This is a genomic window from Parasutterella muris, from assembly GCF_943193095.1.
GTDB lineage: Bacteria > Pseudomonadota > Gammaproteobacteria > Burkholderiales > Burkholderiaceae_F > Parasutterella > Parasutterella muris.
Genome location: NZ_CALPCV010000007.1, coordinates 1 through 16874 on the forward strand (window position 1 = coordinate 1; position 16874 = coordinate 16874).

The window sequence follows — 16874 nt, forward strand, 5'->3', positions numbered from 1 at the left end:
AAGCACTTTTCCTAATAAATTCATGCAATTATCAGAAATTTTCGCAGATATTATTCAGATTTTTTATTAATATCGTGCGTCGAACCTGGGTACTGACAGCGTCTATCGGCTGTACGTCAATAAAATTTCCTTTGGAATTGCTATACGTCAATCTATACGTCAATAAAAATTCCATTGGGAGCCGTTAATTGTCGGAAAGGTACAGCAGGGAAAAACCGCAAAGGCCTCGTACTTATTGGTCCGGGCAAAAAAATATCCGAGAGTCTTGGAGACTCTCGGATGGTAACTTGGTGGGGGCACAGGGATTCGAACCCGGGACCTACGGATTAAGAGTCCGCTGCTCTACCAACTGAGCTATACCCCCTATTTGGTGGGCTGTGCAGGACTCGAACCTGCGACCAATGGATTAAAAGTCCACTGCTCTACCAACTGAGCTAACAACCCTTTGTCGATCAAGACTTGCGTCTCAATCAATCGAGAAGTGAATACTACACACGTTTTTTTTAATCGTCAAATCAAGTGGACCCAATCCGAAACTGTTACCGTCGAGTAAGACATAAATTGTCGCACTAATTTTTAGAATAACTTCCAACAAGAAAATAATCTGAAATTGAAATCTGCCTTGTCAAATCTGATTTTTTCGCTACTATTACAGAACTTATGCGGCTTGAGCCGCCAAAATTTAGGAAGAATTAAATGGCTGAAAAGAAAAAAGTGAAACCGCCCGTAGAACAGATTGTTGATACGGATGCCCGCAAGAAAGCGCTCAAGGTCGCGTTGGATCAGATTACAAAGCAGTTTGGTAAGGACGCGATCCTAAATATGGGCGACGGTCCGGCCGAGCAGAACCTTGATGTCGTCTCCACCGGCTCTTTCACTCTGGATATGGCGCTTGGCGTCGGCGGTCTTCCCCGCGGACGTATTGTTGAGATTTACGGACCGGAATCTTCCGGTAAAACAACGCTGACGCTGCACATCCTTGCAGAAATGCAGAAACTTGGCGGAACCTGCGCGTTTATCGACGCCGAGCACGCTCTGGATATTAAATATGCTCAGGCGCTCGGCGTGCATATTGAAGATCTGCTCTTGTCTCAGCCGGACAGCGGAGAACAGGCTCTGGAAATCACAGATGCGTTGGTTCGTTCCGGAGCGGTTGACCTCGTCGTCATCGACTCTGTCGCAGCTCTTGTGCCCCGTTCTGAAATCGAAGGCGAAATGGGCGAAGCTCTCCCCGGTCTGCAGGCCAGACTGATGAGCCAGGCGCTGCGCAAGCTCACATCCAGTATTAAAAAATCCAACACACTCGTAGTCTTTATTAACCAGGTTCGTCAGAAGATCGGCATCACTTACGGTTCTCCCGAGACAACGACCGGCGGCAATGCGCTGAAGTTCTACGCCACGATCCGTATGGATATCCGCAGAATCGGCGGCATCAAGAAGGGCGACGAAGTACTCGGCAACGAGACACGCGTTAAAGTTGTGAAAAACAAAGTTGCGCCTCCCTTCAAACAGGCTGAGTTTGAAATCATCTACGGCGAAGGCATCTCCCGCGAAGGCGAAGTCATCGATCTCGGTACCGATATGGATATCTTCGGCAAGTCCGGCGCTTGGTACTCCTATCAGGGCAATAAGATTGGCCAAGGCAAGGCGGCTGCCAGAGAGTGGCTCAAAGAACATCCTGAAGAAATGAAGCTCATCGAAGATCAGATTCGCGCCAAGATCAGCGGTGAAAACGAAAAACATAAGAACGATCCGGTTACAGAGACTTCATCCGTGACCGAAGAGGTCTATGAAGACGCACCATGATGAGTGAGTCTGACGAGCGCAGACAGCAAATCAAATTCAAGGCGGTAGCGGCTCTTGCAGCAAAAGAGCGCTCTCGCCTTGGTCTTTTTAAGAAGCTGTCGGACCAATTTGAAGAGCCCGGAGATGCCGAACTGATTAATTCGGTACTCGATGAGCTTGAGAAACGTAAATATCTTTCAGACGAGCGCTTTGCAAAAAGCCAGGTCATGATCAAAAACTCACGCTTTGGCGATCAGAAGCTTCGCTGGGAACTTCGTAGACAAGGCGTGTCAAGCGAATTGGCTGATGAGGCAATTCGCGAAAACGAAGTGTCCGAACTGGATCGGGCAAGAGTTCTGTGGGAGCGCCGCTTTGGTGAGCCTCCTCAGGATCCGAAAGAAAGAGCCAGACAGGTTCGATTCCTCGCGTATCGGGGATTTTCTTTCAGAACAATCGAAAAGGTTCTTCGCTGTCGACTCGATGAAGAAGAGTAATGCCCGGCAATGCTTAGAGCGGCTCTGGGTTTATACTCGTAAGATTGCTTTAGGAACAATCTCACAATCTCTTTTTCATTTACGCCGATGAAAATTCATGAATATCAAGCGCGTCGTATTCTTCAGAATTTCGACGTGCCCGTTCCCGTTGCGGAAGTTGCCTCCAGTGCTGAAGAGGCAGAACAGATAGCTAAAGAAATCGGAGGCCGCGTTTGGGCTGTCAAGGCTCAGGTTCATGCGGGCGGCAGGGGAAAAGCGGGCGGCGTGAAGCTTGCCCGAAGCCTCGGGGACGTCTCCGCCCTGGCTTCCTCCTTAATCGGTTCCCGCCTTGTGACCAAACAAACCGGCGCGCACGGCGCTCCGGTCAGCAAGGTTCTGATTCAGGAAGGGCTTAATATCGCTCAGGAATTCTATGTTGGACTCCTGATTGACCGTCAGGCGCAAAAACCGATTCTCATCGCTTCTGCAGAGGGCGGAGTCGAGATCGAACGCGTTGCGGCCGAATCTCCTGAAAAAATTATCAACACCTATATCGATCCGGAAAGCGGACTGAGCAGAGAACAGGCGCTTGAAGTCGCCACTAAGCTCGGTGTGGAGCCGGCGGTTTGCCCGGAGTGCGCCGATGTTTTGGTGAAACTCTGGAACACGTTCAATTCAATGGACTGCTCGCTTCTGGAAATTAATCCGCTGATCGTAACTGCCGAACATAAGGTCTATCCGCTGGACGTGAAGATGACCTTTGATGACAACGCGCTGATGCGCCATCCGGAACTCGAAAGCCTGCACGATCCCGAACAGGAAGATCCGACGGAACTTACTGCGCATCAGGCCGGACTTCAGTACATTCAGCTTGACGGCAATATTGCGTGCTTGGTAAACGGCGCCGGCTTGGCCATGGCCACAATGGACACCATCAAGCTCTTCGGAGGCGAACCTGCCAACTTCCTTGATATTGGAGGCGGCGCCTCGGTTGAAAAGGTGACGGCCGCTTTCGAAATCATGCTCTCCCGCCCCGAAGTCAAGGTGATTTTGGTCAATATCTTCGGCGGCATTATGAAGTGCGACATTATCGCCGAGGGCATCGTTCAGGCCTGCCATAAAGTCAAACTGACGGTGCCGCTCGTCGTTCGCATGAAAGGAACGCACGAGGAACTTGGCAAACAGATTCTCAAAGACAGCGGACTGCCGATTCTTTCTGCCGAATCACTCGGCGAGGCAGCAAAACTTGCAGTAGAAAAGTCTCGGGAGTAAGCGATGAGTATTTTGGTTAATAAAGATTCCCGTGTGATTACTCAGGGTATGACCGGGAAAACCGGACAGTTCCATACACGTCTGTGCAGAGAGTACGGATTTGGCAAAGACTGCTTTGTGGGCGGCGTGAATCCGCGTAAAGCGGGCCAGGTATGGGAAGGTCTGCCGATTTTTGCCTCGGTGAAAGAGGCTAAAGAAGCTACCGGAGCAAACGTCTCCGTGATTTATGTTCCGCCCGCGGGCGCGGCTGCCGCAATTCAGGAAGCGAGCGACGCAGGAATCGAACTGATTATCTGCATCACGGAAGGAATTCCCGTTCTCGATATGGTCCGCGTTCGTGACCATATGAAGAAGACCGGCTCCAAATCACTGCTTCTCGGACCGAACTGCCCGGGCGTCATGACGCCGGGAGAAATTAATGTTGGCATTATGCCTGAGCACATCCATCGCAAGGGTCATATCGGTGTGGTTTCCCGCTCCGGAACTCTGACATACGAAGCGGTTGCGCAGCTTACCGCGCTCGGTTACGGACAGTCCACCGCCATCGGTATCGGCGGCGATCCGATTAACGGAATCAAGCACATCGACGCGCTCAAACTGTTCAATGACGATCCAGATACAGAGGCCGTGGTCATGATCGGAGAGATCGGCGGAAGCGACGAAGAGACCGCCGCAGAATGGGCGCGTGACAATATGAAGAAGCCCGTAGTGGGCTTTATTGCCGGTGTGACAGCGCCAGCGGGTAAGAGAATGGGGCATGCGGGCGCCATTATCTCGGGCGGCAGGGGAACAGCCGAAGGCAAACTCGCGGCGCTGGAAGCCTGCGGGATTCGTACGACGCGCAATCCCTCCGAGATCGGCGAGCTTCTTAAATCTGTGCTGACATCCGTCAAGGAGTAATTTATTTTGGAAACATTGATTGTCTGGTTTAACGAAATACACTGGGTCGCCGTTCTTCAGATCATTATGATTGACATCCTGCTTGGCGGAGACAACGCCGTGGTCATTGCATTGGCCTGCAGAGATTTGGATCCACATCTGAGACGGAAAGGGATTTTCTACGGCGCGGGCGGTGCGATTGCGCTTCGAGTGATTCTGATCGCGTTTGCCGTGACGATCATGACGATCCCATACCTGAAGTTCTGCGGCGGACTCCTTCTTCTTTGGATCGGTATCAAACTGATCGTTCCTCATGACGAAGGAGATCAGGAGGTACACGCAAGTAAAAAACTTTGGGGCGCGGTTAAGACAATTATTATCGCCGATCTGGTGATGAGTATCGACAATGTCATCGCGATCGCAGGCGCAGCCGAACAGGCACCAGGGCATCATCAGATGGCGCTGGTTATTTTCGGTCTGCTTGTCAGTGTTCCGTTTATTCTCGGCGGAAGCCAGTTTATCTTGAAAATTCTGGATCGCTTCCCGATCATTGTGTATGCGGGTGGCGCGCTGCTCGGCTGGATTGCCGGCACGCTGATGGTAGACGATCCGGGAATTTCTCCGCATTTCCCGAATCTGCCGGAGCTTCACATGGAGGGTGGAATCGCGGGAATTGTGTTCGTTCTCGGGGTTGCGCTGCTGATTAAGTTCTTCAAGAGTCGCAAGTCATCTTAAGGCATTTACTTAAAAAAAGAGGCGGTGATCTGTTCACCGCCTTTTCCTTTATGCGCAGGAGGAAATAATGGCGCCTCCGAGACAGACATCACCGTCATAAAGTACGGCGCTTTGTCCCGGTGTTACCGCCCACATGGGTTCTTCGGAAGCGAGCATCAGGCTTTCGCTGTCGGCCGATAAAATTTCACAGGCCTGATCCGGCATGCGGTAGCGCGTTTTCAGCCCGAGCTTTGTTCCGGCAAGCGGGGCTGAGCCGCTGATCCAGTTGGGACGAGTCGCCGTCAGCGTGTAAGACTTGAGCCAGGGATGATCATGTCCCTGAACAATGTAGAGCGTGTTATCCGGAATATCTTTGCGGGCAACAAACCAAGGTTCACCGTTTCCTTCTTTAGAGCCGCCTACGCCGATGCCTTTTCTCTGGCCGATGGTGTAGTAGGAAAGACCGATGTGTTCCCCGACGACCTTCCCGTCAGCGGTTTTCATCGGACCGGGTTTGTTGGCAAGATAGCGGTGCAGGAATTCGCGGAAAGGTCTCTCTCCGATAAAGCAGATACCCGTGCTGTCTTTTTTACGTGCGTTGGGCAGGCCGATTTCTTCAGCGATTCTGCGGACTTCCGTCTTGCAAAGCTCTCCTACCGGGAAAATGCTTTTGGAGAGCTGATACTGATTCAGACGATTAAGGAAGTAGCTTTGATCCTTGGCCGGATCAAGCCCCTTTAACAGTTTGAACAGACCGTTGTCTTCCGTAACACGTGCATAGTGGCCGGTCGCGATTTTGTCCGCGCCAAGCCGCAGAGCGTGGTCAAGGAAGGCCTTGAATTTGATTTCGGAGTTGCACAGCACGTCAGGATTCGGCGTGCGTCCTGCCTCGTACTCACTGAGGAACTCGGAAAACACGCGTTCCTTATATTCCTTGGCAAAGTTGACTGCTTCAATATCAATGCCGATCACATCGGCGACGGCCGTCGCATCAATCAGATCCTGACGGGAGGAACAGTATTCGCCGTCATCATCGTCTTCCCAGTTTTTCATGAAGAGGCCGATGACTTCATAGCCCTGCTGCTTGAGCAGGTACGCGCTGACCGCAGAGTCGACTCCGCCGGACAGCCCGACGACAACAGTTTTTGTGCTCACTTATAACTCCTTTTTGAGCTCCTAATTTTAGCCAACTCAAAGCGGTGTCGGACGATTTAGTTGTGACAGAACGGGTCAAAGAAAGGATTAAAAACAATTGATTGGGAAGCGATAGTTGACGCAGTAATAGAATGACGTATTGTTTAAGCCTGAGTCGTAAAGAAGGAGACCGCATGCCAGAATTTGTGTACACCGAAAACAAAAAATCACAGATTTTTTTAAATGATTTCGGCATTGAAATTCCCATCATCGGGCTTCCCGGCTTTGGCTGGGGAACTCCTGAGCTGACAGCCGCAGTCTCTAACGCCGGAGGTCTCGGTGTTTTAAATGTCGGATTCATGAATGAAGACGAGATTGAGAAATCGGTCGCAGCGGTTCGCAAACTGACCGATCGGCCCTTTGCAGCCATGCTGTTCCCGCCGAAAAAAACACTTTTGGACAGTCGGAAACTAAAGCTTCTGTATATGGCGCTTTCTCCGCTTCGCGAGGATTTGGGACTTGAGACAAGCGCTGAAACACTGCAGCTTCCTGATTTTGACCGGCAGTTCAAGAAAATTATTGACCTGAGAGTGCCTGCGGTCGGGCTTCGTTTGGGTGGTCTTCGCGAACCTTACATGGAGGAGCTGGAAAGGTGCTGTATGCCGGTCTTTGGACTTGCTTCAAATTTGCGCGACGCCAAAGTTCTGGTCTCTAGCGGGGTGAAGGCGGTCGTTGCGGTTTCGTGGGCTGAAGGCGGACTGCTTTCTTATGAAGAAGTTCCGGCTTACGGTGCGGAAGTGGATTCTCTTGCGTTGTGGCCTGAGTGCGCACGAGCCTTGAAAGTTCCGGTTATCGCGGCGGGCTCTGTAATGACCGAGGCGCATGCAGAGGCGGCAAAACTTTTTGGCTGCGCGGGCCTCATGCTCACAGATGCGCTGCTGTGCGCAGATGAGTCACCGCTTCCGGAAGCCTGGCGCACGAAGCTCCGCTACACAACGGACGCTTCAACTGAAATGTCCTCTGTTTATTTGGGACGTCCCTCCCGATTCCTTGCCAACGGTCTCTCTCGCACGATTCAGGAAAACGAACTTCCGGTTCTTGATTTCCCGTTCCAGTATTTTGCGCTCAGGGATATTTTTGATTCAGCGCTGAAGCAGAACCGAATTGATCTTGCTTATCTGGAAATCGGTCAGAACGCCTTCCGGGTCCAAAGCCTTCCGGTTCAGAGTATCGTAGAAGCTTTTACGGACTACTGGACACGTTAAATGAAGAAGAATCAGGCCCTGGTTGTTGTTGATGTGCAGAATGATTTTTTGGAGAAGGGAGCGCTTCCTGTCCCGGCTGCAAGTGAGGTTGTTCCCGTTATTAATAAGATTGCTCCACTGTTTGACACCGTAGTTTTTACTCAGGACTGGCATCCTCAAAACCATATTTCTTTTGCTTCTCAGCATGAGGGCGGCCGCGTTTATGAGCTCGTTGACGTATCTTACGGGAAACAGGTTTTATGGCCGGATCACTGCGTTCAGGAAACGGTCGGATCTGAGCTTGCCCCGGGACTCGATACAAGTAGGTGTGCCCTTAATATAAAAAAAGGAACCAATCCCGAGCTTGATAGCTATTCAGCCTTTATTGAAGCAGATCGAAGTACTCTCACAGGTCTTGCCGAGCAGCTGAAGGAGCGGGGAATTGACGAGGTGTTTGTCTGCGGTCTTGCGACGGATTTCTGTGTTTATTGGTCGGCTTTGGACGCGGTAAAGCTCGGTTTCAAGACGAATCTCGTGGAAGACGCCTGCCGCGGCATCGATATTGACGGCTCGATTCAAAAAGCGATCGAGGACATGAAAGCGCGCGGCATTCATATCCTCACATCCGCAGAGCTTAGCTGATCAGAAGAAGAGCTTCATCAGAAGCGGTGTCAGAGCCGGCGCGAGCAGCGCGGTTGTCAAGCCGGTTAATCCGATCGCGAGACTTGCGTAGGCGCCGGCGTCCGCATCGATCTGGAATGCTCTGGACGTGCCCATGCCGTGCGCTGAGAGCCCAAGCGCGAAGCCCTGAGCGGCTGCACCGTTAATATTTAGGAACTTGAAGAGCGGGCCCGCGGTGATAGAGCCGAGTACGCCGGTTAGAACCACAAGAGCGGCTGAAAGCGCAGGCAGACCGCCGAGCTTTTCTGCTACCGACATGGCGATCGGAGTGGTTACGCTCTTAGGCGCAAGACTGATGATCGTTTCCGGTGACGCGCCAAGTGCGCCTGCAATCAGTACGGTCGATACGATTGCTGTAAAAGCGCCCGCAAATAATCCGAGGATAACCGGAAGCCAGTTTTTAGCCAGCTGAATTCTTAGGTCGTACAGAGGAATAGCCAGTGCAACGGTCGTCGGCCCTAAAAGAAAATGAATAAACTGCGCACCTTGGAAATACGTCTGGTAGGGCGTTTTTGTCGCAAGCAGCAGCGAGACAACCAGAATGATCGACACCGCCACGGGATTGAGCAAAGAATTCCAATTGCTCCAGGCGTAAAGCTTCTGCGCAATCAGATAGGCAAGCAGCGTGACCGTGAGCCACAGCAGTGACGAGGTCGAAAGCGAAGCCCAGATTTCATTGACTTCATTCATGGCACGGCTCCTCAGATTTACGTATCCTGCGTTTCTCAAGCCAAATTCCGGAATATTTGATCACAAGTCCGGTAACCGCAATCGTAAGGATGGTGCTGAGCACCAGTGAGACACCAATCGGCAGCGCTTCATTTTTGATTCGCTCAAAGTGAAGGATGATGCCGACGCCGGCAGGGACAAAGAGTACGGCGAGGTAAGAAATCAGTACGAGCGAAATCGGTCGGGCATATGCGGCGAGTTTATCGTAGCTGATGAGTGCGATCAGAAGCAGGAACATTCCGAGAACAGGACCGGGTACGGGCAAATGGAAATACATTTCTGCCACATTCCCAAGAATCTGGAATATTAGAAGCAACACTAAACCGGCAATCATGATGAAAAAAATTATGGGTGAAAAGGAGGAGTCATAATTTATGACTAATTTTTTCAAAAAAAAGAAAAACGAGTACTTTTTTTCTCAAAATGGAAAATATGTTCGGTGTTAACTCGAATATAAAGAGATAGGGCGGTTCATTAGAATTTTTCAAAATCATTCGGCTAACAGCCGCTTTACTATCTAAGGAGTTCTAATGAGCGTACTTGAGTCTTATATGAAGGATCTTGCAGAATTGGTCAACTTGGACTGCGGATCCCACAACGTCGCCGGTGTTACCAAAGTCGCAGAAATCATGAAAAAGCACTTTGAATCGATCGGATTCAAAGCTGAGCTGGTTGATCTTGGTCCGGGAGCTGGAAACGGCATGTTCGCCTGCAATAAGCCTGACGCGGATCATTACGACGTTCTGTTCAATGCGCACATGGACACAGTCTTCCCTGACGGTGAAGCCGCAGCTCGTCCCCTTACCGTAAAAGGCGACAGAGCCTATGGTCCCGGCTGCAGCGACTGCAAGAGCGGTGTTCTGGCTATTTACTACGCACTCAAAGCCGCTCGTCCGGAAGATCTTGAAAGACTTTCCATCGCTGTTGCGCTGAATCCGGATGAAGAAACCGGTTCCCGTGCTTCGAGCGCCTGGCTCAGAGGCATTGCCGCCAAGTCTTCCCGCGCTCTGGTTTTTGAAGCCGCTCGCGAAGGCGGTCAGCTGGTTCGCTCCAGAAAGGGTTCTTCCAACTACGTTGTCACATTCAAGGGCGTTTCTTCTCACGCCGGCAATGCTCCGTATCGCGGTGCTAACGCCAATATCGCCGCCATGCGCTTTGCTCTGGCTGCCGCAGGCCTGGCTGATGTAGAAAAAGGCACAACAGTGAACCCCGGTGTTATCGAAGGCGGAAAAGCTCCGAACATTATTTCCGACTGCTGCGTCGTCAAACTGGACACCCGTTATTGGAACAATGAAGACGACAAGGCTCTTCATGAAGGTATCATGAAGCTTGCTGATGCGGTTTGGGCTCCGCGCGTAACTCAGACCATTGAACGCGTCAGCCACAGCAACTCCATGCCGCTTTCCGAAGCAACTAAGGAACTCGTTGCTCAGATCACTGAAGCCGCCAAGCTGGAAGGCTTTGACATTGACTGGGTTGACGCGGGCGGTGCTTCCGACGGCAACCACATGGCTGAAGCCGGTCTGCCCGTTATTGACGGATGCGGCCCTGCCGGCGGTGAATTCCACTGCGATCGCGAATTCCTTCGTATCGATACGATTGAAGAACGCATTCGCATGATCACTCGCTTCCTGACGCTGATCTAATCGATCTTTCTTCTCTGCCTGAGCTGCCGTTCTCTTTAAGAGCCGGCGGCTCTTTCGCATTTTCAGCGCCTAAATTTAGGATCGCGGCGGAATTCTCTCGGAAAGAGGCCGATAATGGCAGGAATCGAAAAGGAGCAGTTATGAAATTTGAACTGGAAAACGAAGAATATATTCGTCTTGGAGATCTTCTGAAAGCGGCCGGTGTGCTTCAGACGGGAGGCGAAGCCAAGCAGGTGATTCAAGCCGGAGAGGTAAAAGTGGACGGAGCCGTGCGTACGGAACGCGGCGCCAAAATCCGAGCCGGACAGATCGTGACTTACGCCGGCAAAGAGATTCAGGTTGAGGCTAAAGCCTAATCTTTTGCAATTCTCGGCGAAAACAAAAAAAGCCTCTTGCGAGGCTGGCAGCTGCTTTCGTTCCATCAGCAAACAGAACTCGGGCCACTCGGATCTTGTACTTTGCGCGTCAGGCAACAGCGACAGCTCTGACAATGCCGCAGCGCATTCTCAGAGCTTTTATGCTGCTTTGACTTTAATAATTACTTGCGCTTGTTCTGAGGCGCTGCAGGCGGACGTCCTTCAATATGACGGAATGTGATGCGTCCTTTGGTCATATCGTAGGGAGAAATTTCAAGAGAAACTTTATCGCCGGCGAGAATGCGAATGTGATGTTTGCGCATTTTACCGTTAGTGTAAGCGATAAGTTCATAGCCGTTGTCGAGTTGAACGCGATAGCGGGCGTCTGGGAGCACTTCTGTAACAGTTGCGCTGGCTTCAATCAGGTCTTCTTTTGCCATATAAATGTAAATGAGTTCCTTTGTTTTTTCAGAACTGAGTTTTAAACGCTGTGATTCTACCTTAGGCGGGGCGCAAGATTCTGATTAATTGCTAGATAACCGCCGATACTGGGTAACAAAAATCGATTTATGCCGCTTCAGATTGTTAAGAATGTGGCATCAGGATTGTGTTTAAGCGTAATTTGCTACAATCGGAACTTCGAAAAAATAACGAATCGCCCCGGGAAACGGCCGGGCCTTGGAGTCAGCCATGAAGAATATCCTGATTGTTTACTATTCTCGTATGGGCCATACTGCCCGTATCGTCCGCCGTATCGCTGAACAGCTTGAAGCAAAGGGCGATTCTGTCGAACTCATGCCGGTGGCCGAAGCGCTGCGCGAAGGTGTGGACTGGGACAAGCATGATTTTGTTCTCTGCGGTTTCCCGGTCGTTTACGGCACCTATCATCCGAACGTTTATGAGTTTGTCCGCAATAACTGCACGCGTCTTGACCACAAACCCAACGCAATGTTCAATGTGACGGTGGTCGCGCGCACGCCTTTTAAAGCAACGGTGGAAGGCAACCGCTACATGCAGAACTTCCTGAACCGCTCTCCGTGGCGCCCTCGTGATCTGAAGTGCTTTGCCGGCAAGATCGACTATCCCAACCTGAATTTCTTTGATAAGAAATGCATTCAGCTCATTATGAAGATCACAAACGGGCCGACCGATCCGTCCATGTGCATCGACTTTACCGATTGGGATGACGTCAAAGCTTATGCGGCTCATATCCACGAGCTTGCAAATCAAGCCTAAGGTCACGTTTTTTAGACTGTTTTTATCACAGCTAACCCGCTAAAATTAGCGGGTTAAGATTTTTTTGGGAAGAGCAAAAAATGACAGATGCTCAGCAATATCCGTGGCTGAGGAATTACCCGGAAGGGGTCCCGGCCGAGATTAATCCCGATATCTACGAGTCTCTTGTGGATTTCCAGGAAAAAATGTGTGAGGAGTACGCCACTGCTCCGGCGTTTTCAAATCTGGGCTCCAACATGAGCTATCGGGACTTTGGTGCGAAGGTCACGGCGCTTGCCGCGTATCTGCAGTCTCTCCCGGGCGTCGAGCAGGGCGACCGAGTCGCGCTGATGATGCCGAATTTGTTCCAGTATCCGGTGGCTTTATTTGCCGTACTGAAAGCCGGACTGATTGTTGTGAACGTCAATCCGCTCTACACAAGCCGTGAGCTTGGCGGAGTACTGAAGGATTCGGAAGCGAAAGTTCTGATCATCATCGAGAACTTTGCCAAGACCTTTGAGAGAATCCAGAAGGAAACTTCGGTCGAGCATGTGATCACGACTCAGGTTGGCGACCTGCTCCCGACTCCTAAGCGCATGCTGGTCAACTTCATGGTGAAGCGTGTCAAGAAGATGGTGCCAGAATTCCATCTCGAGCATGCGGTTACGTTTACCGAAGCGCTTGCAAAAGGCGCCTCTCTGGAATACAAGAAACCCAAGATTGATCGCTATGACATCGCGCTTCTGCAGTACACGGGCGGCACAACCGGCGTCTCTAAGGGCGCCATGCTGACACACCGCAATGTGCTGGCCAATCTGCAGCAGACCGGTATTTGGATTTCTTCCGACTTCAAGAAGGCAAGTGAAGTCGTGATGACAGCGCTTCCGCTTTACCATATCTTTTCACTTACAGCGATGTGCAGCTTCATGCAGTGGGGCGCCCGTATGGTGCTTATCACGAATCCCCGCGACATGAAGGGCCTCGTTAAAGAATGCGCAAAGCAGCACTTCACTGTTATTTGCGGCGTCAACACGCTCTTTAACGGACTGCTGAACACGCCGGGCTTTGATCAGGTTGATTTCTCCATGCTGAAGCTCACTGTCGGCGGCGGAACTCAGGTGCAGAAAACCGTGGCAGAGCGCTGGAAGAATGTGACAGGAGGAGCTATCAGCGAGGCTTACGGTTTAACGGAAGCTTCTCCGGGTGTGGCCGCAAATCCGCTGAACACCCCGTGGAACGGCTCAGTCGGCTTTCCGTTCCCCTCAACGATCGTGACCATCCGAGGCGAAGGATTTAAGGATCTCGGGCAGTGGACAACTCCGCAGGAGATTGAGGAGCACACCGGCGAAATCTGTGTCAAAGGTCCGCAGGTCATGCGCGGCTACTGGAATCGCCCAGAAGAAACGGCCGCCACGCTGCGCGACGGCTGGCTGCGTACCGGAGATATCGGCAATATGGACAGCAACGGCCGTATTACGATTACCGACCGTCAGAAGGACATGATTCTGGTTTCCGGATTCAATGTTTATCCGAATGAGGTCGAAGCGGTGCTGCAGAGCATGCCGGAAATTCTTGAGTGCGGCGTCGTGGGTGTGCCGAGCGAAAAATCCGGTGAAATGGTCAAGGCTGTGATCGTTAAGAAAGATCCGTCCCTGACGGCGGATCAGGTTAAAGCTTACTGCCGCCAAAACCTGACCGGTTACAAGATGCCGCGTGAAATCGTATTCGTGGAATCGATCCCGAAGACACCTGTCGGCAAGATTCTGCGCAGAGAACTTAAAGATATCGTGAATCCGAAGAGTGAATAAACTCTGATCGCGCACAAAAGAGGCCCGCTTCACCGCGGGTTTTCTTTTATTCGGAGTCTTTAATGAGCTGCAGGCCTACTGGTTCAGGATAAATTGCGAAGCGATAGGGTGTTTTTTTTCAAACGCGGCCTAGGCTAGAGAATAAAAATAAGGGTTTATGCGATGGGGGATTGAGCAATTTTTGCTCTCCTGATATTGTTTGATCTCAAATAGATTTGCAATGAAGTATGAACGGGCAATGAACATGGACGCTCGTTCATACCGCTTTTATCTTTACCCAAGGAGAATTCTATGTCCTGGACCGTGTGGGCGGCCGTCGTTGTGGTTATCGCAACGGTTTATGCCCTGATTAAACGATATGAAACACGTCTTGTCCTTCTGACATCCGGTTTCGTAATGGCTTTTATTTCACTTCAGCCGATGGTGGCTTTTAAGCAGTTTGATAAGTCGATGACCAACGGCAGTCTGATCATCGCTATCTGTTCAGCGCTCGGCTTTGCGGCTGTGATCTCACTGACAAAGTGCGACGTGCATTTAGTGAGTCTTCTGATGAAGCCGCTCAAAAGATTGGGTGTCTTTCTTCTGCCCTCATGCATGATCGTCACCAGCGTGATCTCGACAGCGATCCCTTCGATGGCAGGCCTTTCGGCGGCGGTCGGTCCGACCATGATTCCGATCATGATTCGCTCCGGTTTCAAACCGGCGATTGCCGCTGCGGCAGTCGGCGGCTGCATGATGCCCGCCTACCTCAACCCCGGTGTTTCTCACAATCCGTTCATCTCTAAACTTGCCTCGATGGAGATTATGCAGTTTATCGGCGCGCATGCGGTGACAACGGTCACGTTAGGCGCGATCAGTATTCTCATCATTACGATTACGTGCTTCGCTTACGGCGACTTTAAGAAAAACGACACCGCAGTTAAAGAAGCCGTGGAAGAGGCAAGCAATGAGATTGCCCGTCCGAATATTTTCTTTGCGATTGCTCCGCTGGTTCCGGTGGTTCTTCTTGTCTGCGCTTCGCTTTGGGCCCCTCAGCTCAAGATGTCGGTGGCGACCGCGATGCTGATCGGAACGTTCTACGCGCTTGCTGTCACACGTTCCAACCCTGAGGAAGTCACAAAGAAATTCTTTGCGGGCATGGGCAACGGTTACGCCAAGATTCTCGGCATCATTATCGCAGCGGGTGTATTTGCGGCAGGTTTACGTGCCGCTGGCGTCATTGACGTTTTTGTTCAGTATCTGACCCATACCAATGAAGTGGCGAAAATCGGCGGTGCCTTCGGCCCGTTTATTTTGGCCGTGCTGACCGGCTCCGGCGACGCAGCGGCGTTCGCTTTCAACGAAGCGGTGACTCCCCATGCTCCGACATTCGGTATGACGATTGACGGACTCGGGTATATCGCCATGATGGCGGCCGGTATCGGCAGACAGGCTTCTCCGCTTGCAGGCGGCATCATTCTTCTGTCCGGCATTGCCGGCGTCTCTCCGGTGGAGGTTGTGAAGCGCACGGCACCCGCGGCTGTCGTCATGGTTATTTGCCTCTACTTCTTGGTTTAAGGAGCTCTTGATTTATGAAGAATATTCCTCAGGTCAATGAGAAAGTTCTGGAATTCGTTCAAACAGTCGCCAAGGAGCCTGCAGTAGCGGACGCGCTGAAACTTATCGCCGATCAGACGGAAATAGCGATGCAGGAACAAATCGAGCTCTGCGAAATAGAAGCGCCGACTTTTCATGAAGAAAAGCGCGCGGCTTCTGTAGCGGAGCGTATGAAACGCTATGGACTGTCTAACGTTCATATTGACGAAATCGGCAATGTGATTGGGGTTCGCAAAGGCAGTGGAAACGGCCCTGTACTTGCGCTTGGAGCGCACATGGACAGCGTTTTCCCGGCCGGTACCGACGTTAAGGTTCGGCAGGAAGGCAATATTTACCGCGCGCCGGGAATCGGCGACAACTGCTCCGGACTGCGGGCGATTCTGCAGGTGCTTCGTGCGCTTGAAACTCAGAAGATCGAAACGGTCGGAGACATCTGGTTTGTCGGAACTGTGGGCGAGGAAGGAAACGGCGATATCCGCGGCTCTAAGCATTTATGTGCCAACAATAAGCTTGACGGCTTCATCGCAGTTGACAGCACCGACGTCGGCCGTGTTCTTTACGGCGCGGTTGGCTCTCATCGCTGGCGCCTTTCGATTGACGGCCCCGGAGGACATTCCTTTGCCGAATTCGGCAAAGCGCCGAGCGCGATTCACGCGGTGTGCCGTGCCGGCGACAAGGTCGCGGATATTCAGGTTCCTGCAGATCCGAAAACAACCTTCACTATCGGCACCATTAAAGGCGGAACAACCGTGAACACCATTGCCGCGCACTGTGAGGTTGATGTGGATATCCGCAGCGTCTCCAATGAGGAGCTTCTGCGCGTTGAAGCGGAAATTCTCAGCGCCTTTGAAGGAGCGGTTAAAGCGGAAAACGCTCGCTGGGGCGTGACCGATGAGACTAAGAAGCTCAGACTGACAAAAACTCAGATCGGTAATCGACCGGGCGGCATGCGTCCGCATGATTGTCCGGTTCTTCAGGCCGCACGCAGCGCTCAGAAAGTTCTGGGTATTGAACTGACTAATTACGGCATGTCTTCAACCGATGCGAATGCCCCTATGAGTCGGAATATTCCGGCCACATGTCTTTGCTCAGGCGGTAAGGGTATCGGAGCGCACACTGTCAACGAATATTTCGTTATGGAGCATGCGGAGCTTGGGCCGCAGCTGATTATGCTGGCTGCACTCTCGCTTGCTGGTACGAAGAACACAGAGCCGCTTTTGTAAGCAGTCACTTTTTTCCCAAGGCCCCCGCTCTCTTAATGCGGGGGTTTTTTGTCTGGTTGTAACGGAAGGAGGTTATAAGGATTGCATACTTACCTATGCTTAGGTCTATTGGGTCGAAG

The 16874-nt window shown here is 51.6% G+C and carries 17 protein-coding genes and 2 tRNA genes; 13 read left to right on the forward strand and 6 right to left on the reverse strand.

All coding sequences use genetic code 11. The features are described from left to right. Positions 1–288: 288 nt before the first annotated feature. Together NFR90_RS03940 and NFR90_RS03945 are read right to left on the reverse strand one after the other, a co-directional pair. Positions 289–364: transfer RNA gene (locus NFR90_RS03940), tRNA-Lys, on the reverse strand. 4 nt (positions 365–368) lie between these two features. After that, a tRNA-Lys gene (locus tag NFR90_RS03945) sits at positions 369–444 on the reverse strand. A gap of 252 nt (positions 445–696) precedes the next feature. Between NFR90_RS03945 and recA the strand changes: the two genes are divergently transcribed. From recA to NFR90_RS03970, 5 genes are all read left to right on the forward strand, one after another. Then, complete coding sequence (gene recA / locus NFR90_RS03950) at positions 697–1806, forward strand: recombinase RecA (protein WP_160336299.1); 1110 nt, start codon at positions 697–699, stop codon at positions 1804–1806. Continuing rightward, complete coding sequence (locus NFR90_RS03955) at positions 1806–2279, forward strand: regulatory protein RecX (protein WP_251450897.1); 474 nt, start codon at positions 1806–1808, stop codon at positions 2277–2279. Before recA ends, NFR90_RS03955 begins: the two co-directional genes overlap by 1 nt. Positions 2280–2366: 87 nt before the next feature. Continuing rightward, a complete protein-coding gene (gene sucC, locus NFR90_RS03960; RefSeq protein WP_251450899.1) occupies positions 2367–3530 on the forward strand; it encodes an ADP-forming succinate--CoA ligase subunit beta in 1164 nt (387 codons plus the stop codon). Positions 3531–3533: 3 nt separating this feature from the next. Continuing rightward, on the forward strand, positions 3534–4430 hold the full coding sequence (sucD, locus tag NFR90_RS03965; protein ID WP_251450901.1) for a succinate--CoA ligase subunit alpha: 897 nt from the start codon (positions 3534–3536) through the stop codon (positions 4428–4430). A 6-nt stretch (positions 4431–4436) separates the two neighbouring features. Further along, positions 4437–5144 carry a TerC family protein gene (locus tag NFR90_RS03970; protein WP_160336302.1) on the forward strand — a complete coding sequence of 236 codons (708 nt, stop codon included), beginning with the start codon at positions 4437–4439 and terminating at the stop codon, positions 5142–5144. Positions 5145–5192: 48 nt separating this feature from the next. On the opposite strand, the gene mnmA is transcribed toward NFR90_RS03970, so the two are convergent. Next, complete coding sequence (gene mnmA, locus NFR90_RS03975) at positions 5193–6278, reverse strand: tRNA 2-thiouridine(34) synthase MnmA (RefSeq protein WP_251450903.1); 1086 nt, start codon at positions 6276–6278, stop codon at positions 5193–5195. Positions 6279–6451: 173 nt separating this feature from the next. Here mnmA and NFR90_RS03980 point away from each other — a divergent pair, with 173 nt between their 5' ends. Both NFR90_RS03980 and pncA read left to right on the forward strand, forming a co-directional pair. After that, a complete protein-coding gene (locus tag NFR90_RS03980; protein WP_251450905.1) occupies positions 6452–7522 on the forward strand; it encodes an NAD(P)H-dependent flavin oxidoreductase in 1071 nt (356 codons plus the stop codon). Then, positions 7523–8143 (forward strand): bifunctional nicotinamidase/pyrazinamidase, encoded by a 621-nt coding sequence (gene pncA / locus NFR90_RS03985; protein WP_160336305.1) that lies wholly within the window; start codon positions 7523–7525, stop codon positions 8141–8143. It abuts the gene before it with no gap. Here the strand turns inward: pncA and NFR90_RS03990 are convergent, their stop codons facing one another. Then, on the reverse strand, positions 8144–8872 hold the full coding sequence (locus NFR90_RS03990; protein WP_160336306.1) for an LrgB family protein: 729 nt from the start codon (positions 8870–8872) through the stop codon (positions 8144–8146). After that, positions 8865–9245: a CidA/LrgA family protein gene (locus NFR90_RS03995; protein ID WP_251450907.1), complete on the reverse strand. Its 381-nt coding sequence runs from the start codon at positions 9243–9245 to the stop codon at positions 8865–8867. The genes NFR90_RS03990 and NFR90_RS03995 overlap by 8 nt, the downstream gene beginning before the upstream one ends. 196 nt (positions 9246–9441) lie before the next feature. Here NFR90_RS03995 and NFR90_RS04000 point away from each other — a divergent pair, with 196 nt between their 5' ends. Together NFR90_RS04000 and NFR90_RS04005 are read left to right on the forward strand one after the other, a co-directional pair. Continuing rightward, the gene (locus tag NFR90_RS04000) at positions 9442–10557 is read left to right on the forward strand and encodes a M20 family metallopeptidase (RefSeq protein WP_251450909.1); all 1116 of its coding nucleotides are present in this window, start codon (positions 9442–9444) and stop codon (positions 10555–10557) included. A gap of 140 nt (positions 10558–10697) precedes the next feature. Continuing rightward, entirely contained in the window at positions 10698–10913 is a 216-nt protein-coding gene (locus tag NFR90_RS04005; RefSeq protein WP_160336309.1) for an RNA-binding S4 domain-containing protein, read from the forward strand. A 182-nt stretch (positions 10914–11095) separates the two neighbouring features. Here NFR90_RS04005 and infA read toward each other — a convergent pair whose 3' ends face one another. Continuing rightward, entirely contained in the window at positions 11096–11353 is a 258-nt protein-coding gene (gene infA, locus NFR90_RS04010; protein ID WP_160336248.1) for a translation initiation factor IF-1, read from the reverse strand. Between the two features lie 250 nt (positions 11354–11603). On the opposite strand from infA, the gene hemG reads away from it, so the two are divergent. The 4 genes from hemG to NFR90_RS04030 all read left to right on the forward strand — a co-directional run bounded on the left by hemG (position 11604) and on the right by NFR90_RS04030 (position 16755). Continuing rightward, the gene (hemG, locus tag NFR90_RS04015) at positions 11604–12149 is read left to right on the forward strand and encodes a menaquinone-dependent protoporphyrinogen IX dehydrogenase (RefSeq protein WP_251450911.1); all 546 of its coding nucleotides are present in this window, start codon (positions 11604–11606) and stop codon (positions 12147–12149) included. A gap of 80 nt (positions 12150–12229) precedes the next feature. Continuing rightward, entirely contained in the window at positions 12230–13936 is a 1707-nt protein-coding gene (locus tag NFR90_RS04020; RefSeq protein ID WP_251450913.1) for an AMP-binding protein, read from the forward strand. A gap of 291 nt (positions 13937–14227) precedes the next feature. Beyond that, entirely contained in the window at positions 14228–15493 is a 1266-nt protein-coding gene (gene dcuC, locus NFR90_RS04025) for a C4-dicarboxylate transporter DcuC (RefSeq protein ID WP_160336245.1), read from the forward strand. A 14-nt stretch (positions 15494–15507) separates the two neighbouring features. Continuing rightward, positions 15508–16755, forward strand: coding sequence for a M20/M25/M40 family metallo-hydrolase (locus NFR90_RS04030; protein WP_251450915.1), 1248 nt, complete (start codon positions 15508–15510; stop codon positions 16753–16755). Positions 16756–16874: the final 119 nt, after the last annotated feature.